Source organism: Huintestinicola sp., from assembly GCF_051882455.1.
Taxonomy (GTDB): Bacteria; Bacillota; Clostridia; order Oscillospirales; family Ruminococcaceae; genus Huintestinicola.
In genome coordinates, this window is the sequence record NZ_JBJERV010000013.1 from 1 (window position 1) to 4,105 (window position 4,105).

Below are 4,105 nucleotides of genomic sequence, written 5' to 3' on the forward strand. Positions count from 1 at the left end.
GGCTGAAGAAGCCGAAGCCCGACATACAGAGGGAAAGTCCGCCTCTGATAGTCTCAGCCATAGAGGTGTACTCTGCGGAGCAGTCGCCGCCCCAGTGAACAGGGAACTTCTGACCGCCTACGGTTGCGGAACGTGCGAAGAGGCAAGCCTTGTTCTCGCCGTAATATTCCTTGAGAACGTTGAATACGGTCTTGTTGTAGAGGTATGTATAGTAGTTGTGCATTGCAATGGGGTCGGAGCCGTCATAGTACTTGACCTTGGTGGGTATTCTCTCGCCGAAGTCGGTCTTGAAGCAGTTAACGCCCATTTCGCAGAGAACTCTCAGCTTGGAAGCATACCACTCGCAGGCAGCGGGATTTGTAAAGTCAACGATAGCCATACCGGGCTGCCAGAGCTCTGCCTGGAAAACGCTGCCGTCAAGGTTCTTGATGAAATATCCGCCCTTAACGCCCTCGTCAAAGAGTGCGGAGCGCTGTGCAATGTAGGGGTTTATCCATACGCAGATCTCAAGATTCTTGTCGGTCTTGAGACGCTTGAGCATTGCGGCAGGGTCGGGGAACTGTCTCTTGTCCCACTCAAAATCGCACCACTGGAACTCCTTCATCCAGAAGCAGTCGAAGTGGAACACCTGGAGGGGGATATCTCTCTCAGCCATACCGTCGATAAAGGAGGTAACAGTCTCCTCATCGTAATTTGTGGTAAAGGAAGTGGTGAGCCAGAGACCGAAGGTGTATGCGGGAGGAAGTGCGGGCTTGCCTGTTAGTGTGGTGTAGTTTGAGAGCACCTCGGGGATATCTGCGCCGCCGATAACGAAATACTCAAGTCTCTCTCCGGGAACGGTGAAGGAAACCTTGGAAACGGTATCCGAGCAGACCTCGAAGGATACCTTGTCCGAGGAATTGACCAGCACGCCGTAGCCTGTGGAGGAAACATAGAAGGGAATGCACTTGTAGGACTGCTCGGAGCAGGTGCCGCCGTCTGAGTTCCAGGTCTCCACGTTCTGACCGTTCTTAACGAAGGGAGTGAACTTCTCACCGAAGCCGTAGAAATATTCGCCCACGTTCATGGTGAACTGCTCGCGGATAAATGTGCCTCTTGCGTCCTGAGGATAGCTCCAGAAGGTATCGTCCTGCATGGAATTAAGGCGTGCGGAGGTCTTGAACTTGCTCTCGTTTATTACGGAAGCACTTCTCCATGCACCGCCTGTAAGTCTCTTGTCCTTGTAGTAATACTGAACGGACCAGCTGAACTTGCCGATAACAACTCTCGTGTCGCCGCTCTGAATTTCCCAGCAGTCGTCCTTTTCGGTGATGGTGGGAGTGTAGCCCTGATCTTCCTCAATCTCGAACTTGGGAGCATTGTCAAGAGCACCCTTGAAATGGTCGATGGTGACCTTGATAACGTCCTTCTGAGTTGATGTGAAGGTGATGTCAAGGCAGGGACCGCCCAGGGTCATACCTCTGTTCTGAATGTACTGAGTGGTGGCGTAAACATTGAGACCGTTCTTTACGGGAGTGATCTCGTAAGCCTGAGAAGCGTAGTTTACCTCGTAGCCGCGCTGATTGAGCCAGAAACCGTCTGCAAATTTCATAATGGAAGTCCTCCTTAAAAATAATTATATGTACGCTTTTGAATTACCCTGTGAAGTCTGACGGTCAAACAAAAAAGCCGTCAAATGTTATCGTTTACATTGTACAACATCAACAAGCCTTTGTCAAGGGCTTTTTGAAATTTTACAACTTATTAACATTAAAAGCTCACTCCTGTTTTAATGCCGCTGCCCGGACGGCGTCATTATATAATGCAGCCCCTGTTAACTAAATATATTTATACTGCACATTTAAATTATAACACAACGCACTTATTTTTTCAACCGTTTAAGCAAATTTTTATACACAAAGCCGAATTTGCCTTTTAAAACGTTTTCTTCACCTTTTGGAAATAAACTTAAAAATCTTTTAATTGACAACGCCCTTTCACTATGGTATATTTTATACAAAAGTCCGCTCACTTTTTTGTATCATTGACGGACATAATAAATTTAACGTTAAGAAGGTCGTGGATAAAATGAGCATAAGATCGGTCATAAAAAAAATCATTTCCGCAGCAGGTGCCGCAGTCCTCACATTTTCCCTTGCCGCAGGAGTAAGCGCGGCGGTCAGGGATTATGATTTCGATGTAGCAAACGCCCCTGTTCTTGAGCCCTGGGCAAGCTACGCGATCGGAATGGATCACTACGATCCCACAAAAATAAACGCGGATTCACAGGTCATAGTTACATATTCCTGCGAATATCTTTCCGACTCCAAGAACGACGCCCCCGCAGAGCTTATCGTACAGAGCTGGTCCTTCCCCGATACTCCTATGGCAAACTCAACAGGCAGCGTCTGGGCAAAGGTCGCTCCCACAGAATATGACGACAATCACGCCGTATTCAACTATGCCGATATGGTGACTGCCTACGGCACCGCCGATTTCTCCAAGGTGGACGCCCTCTGCATAGGAGCGACCAACGATGTCAACCTCACAATAAGCAGCTGCACCATCACCAACTGCGATGACGATATGTACATCGAAATGACAGACGCCCAGCGTGCGGAAGCCTATAAAAACGCGCTCATTATCGTCCTTGCCTCCGCTCTTGCCATCATCGTCATCATCATCGTGGTATTTATGATCATACTGAAGAGAAAAACCAGCTACGCCTATGACCCCACTCTGGGCAAATACGTTAAAATGGAAAAGGGTGACAAGAAGTAATTTCTCCGCTCACAGCGTCCTTTGCAGACAGCCTGCAAAGGGCGTTTTTTTATTCTCAAAAATTTCTGCACCATTTTCCCGCCCCGGCATAATATGAACTATGAAGGCAAGACAAAGCGGAAAACACCCGACAGCGTATCCGCCGGCTCACAAAAGCCTTCGGAGCAGCCCAAAGGGCAATATGCCATAAAGGCAGGCTCAAATACATTTTATAAAGGAGCGTTTTTTATGAACTGCAACTGTGGATTTGTTGGAGGCAACTGCTGCTGGATCATCATCATCCTTCTCGTTCTCTTCTTCTGCTGCGGCAACGGCAGCGGTATCTGCAACCCCGGCTGCTGATAAAAGTATCAGCTAAGACTTAAGCCCCTGCGGTCAGAAGACCGCAGGGGCTTGCTTTTTTATTATGGGGTCATCATCAGCCCATTACAGCAACGACTTCGTGAACGCCGCCTGTGATATCGGTGATGACATTTCCGTCAACAGCCTTGCCGTCAACGGTAAGGGACTTGATACCCTTGGAAACGTGGTCGGGGTTCTCTACCTTGATATTGAAGGTAGCGCCTCTGAACTGACGGGTAACGGTGTAGCCGTCCCATGCCTTGGGAATAGAGGGGTCTATCTTCAGACCGCTGTAGTCGGGAATGATACCGAGGATATACTGGGAGATAGCCACAAAGTTCCATGCAGCAGTACCTGTGAGCCAGCTGTTCTTTGCCTCACCGAAGCGCTTTGCGTCCTTGCCGGCGATCATCTGAGCATATACGTAAGGCTCGGTGCGGTGGAGCTTCTCGTCCTCCTGGAATGCGGGAGCAATTCTTGTGTAGTAGTCATAAGCTGTGTCGCCCATGCCTGCGTATGCGGCTGCGCACATTATCCATGCGTTGTTGTGGCAGAAGATACCTGCGTTCTCCTTGTATCCGCCGGGATATGTGGATATCTCGCCGTACTCAACGATATATCTTGTAAATGCAGGGTTGTTGAGAACAAGACCGTGCTCGGTGCCGAGGTACTTCTCGATGCTTGCCATAGTCTTTTCTGTAAACTCCTTGCCGCCGATATCGGACATGATGCAGAAGCCCTGGGGTTCGATAAATATCTTGCCCTCTTCATTCTCGTGGGAGCCGACCTTCTTGCCGTATGCGTCATATGCACGGAGGAACCACTCGCCGTCCCAGCCGTAATCGATGATAGCCTGCTTCATCTTGTCGATCTCAGCCTGAGCCTTGTCAGCCTCGGCATTGTCGCCCATTCTGCGGCAAAGCTCAACATACTCGGGTCCGATGTAGGTGAACATACCTGCGATCATTACGGACTCGGCAGTCTGCTCGTTGAGAGGTGCGCC

The 4,105-nt window shown here is 49.5% G+C and carries 3 protein-coding genes; 1 reads left to right on the top strand and 2 read right to left on the bottom strand.

Translation table 11 applies throughout. The annotated features are described in order from the left end of the window. On the bottom strand, nucleotides 1-1,591 hold a 1,591-nt coding region (gene yicI / locus ACI4J0_RS01850; protein ID WP_439764112.1), incomplete at its 3' end, for an alpha-xylosidase. Nucleotides 1,592-2,067: 476 nt separating this feature from the next. On the opposite strand from yicI, the gene ACI4J0_RS01855 reads away from it, so the two are divergent. Next, nucleotides 2,068-2,760, top strand: a complete 693-nt coding sequence (locus ACI4J0_RS01855) for a hypothetical protein (RefSeq protein ID WP_439764113.1) — start codon at nucleotides 2,068-2,070, stop codon at nucleotides 2,758-2,760. A gap of 418 nt (nucleotides 2,761-3,178) precedes the next feature. Here ACI4J0_RS01855 and ACI4J0_RS01860 read toward each other — a convergent pair. Continuing rightward, the coding region (locus ACI4J0_RS01860) for a GH36-type glycosyl hydrolase domain-containing protein (protein ID WP_439764114.1) at nucleotides 3,179-4,105 on the bottom strand (927 nt) is incomplete at its 5' end.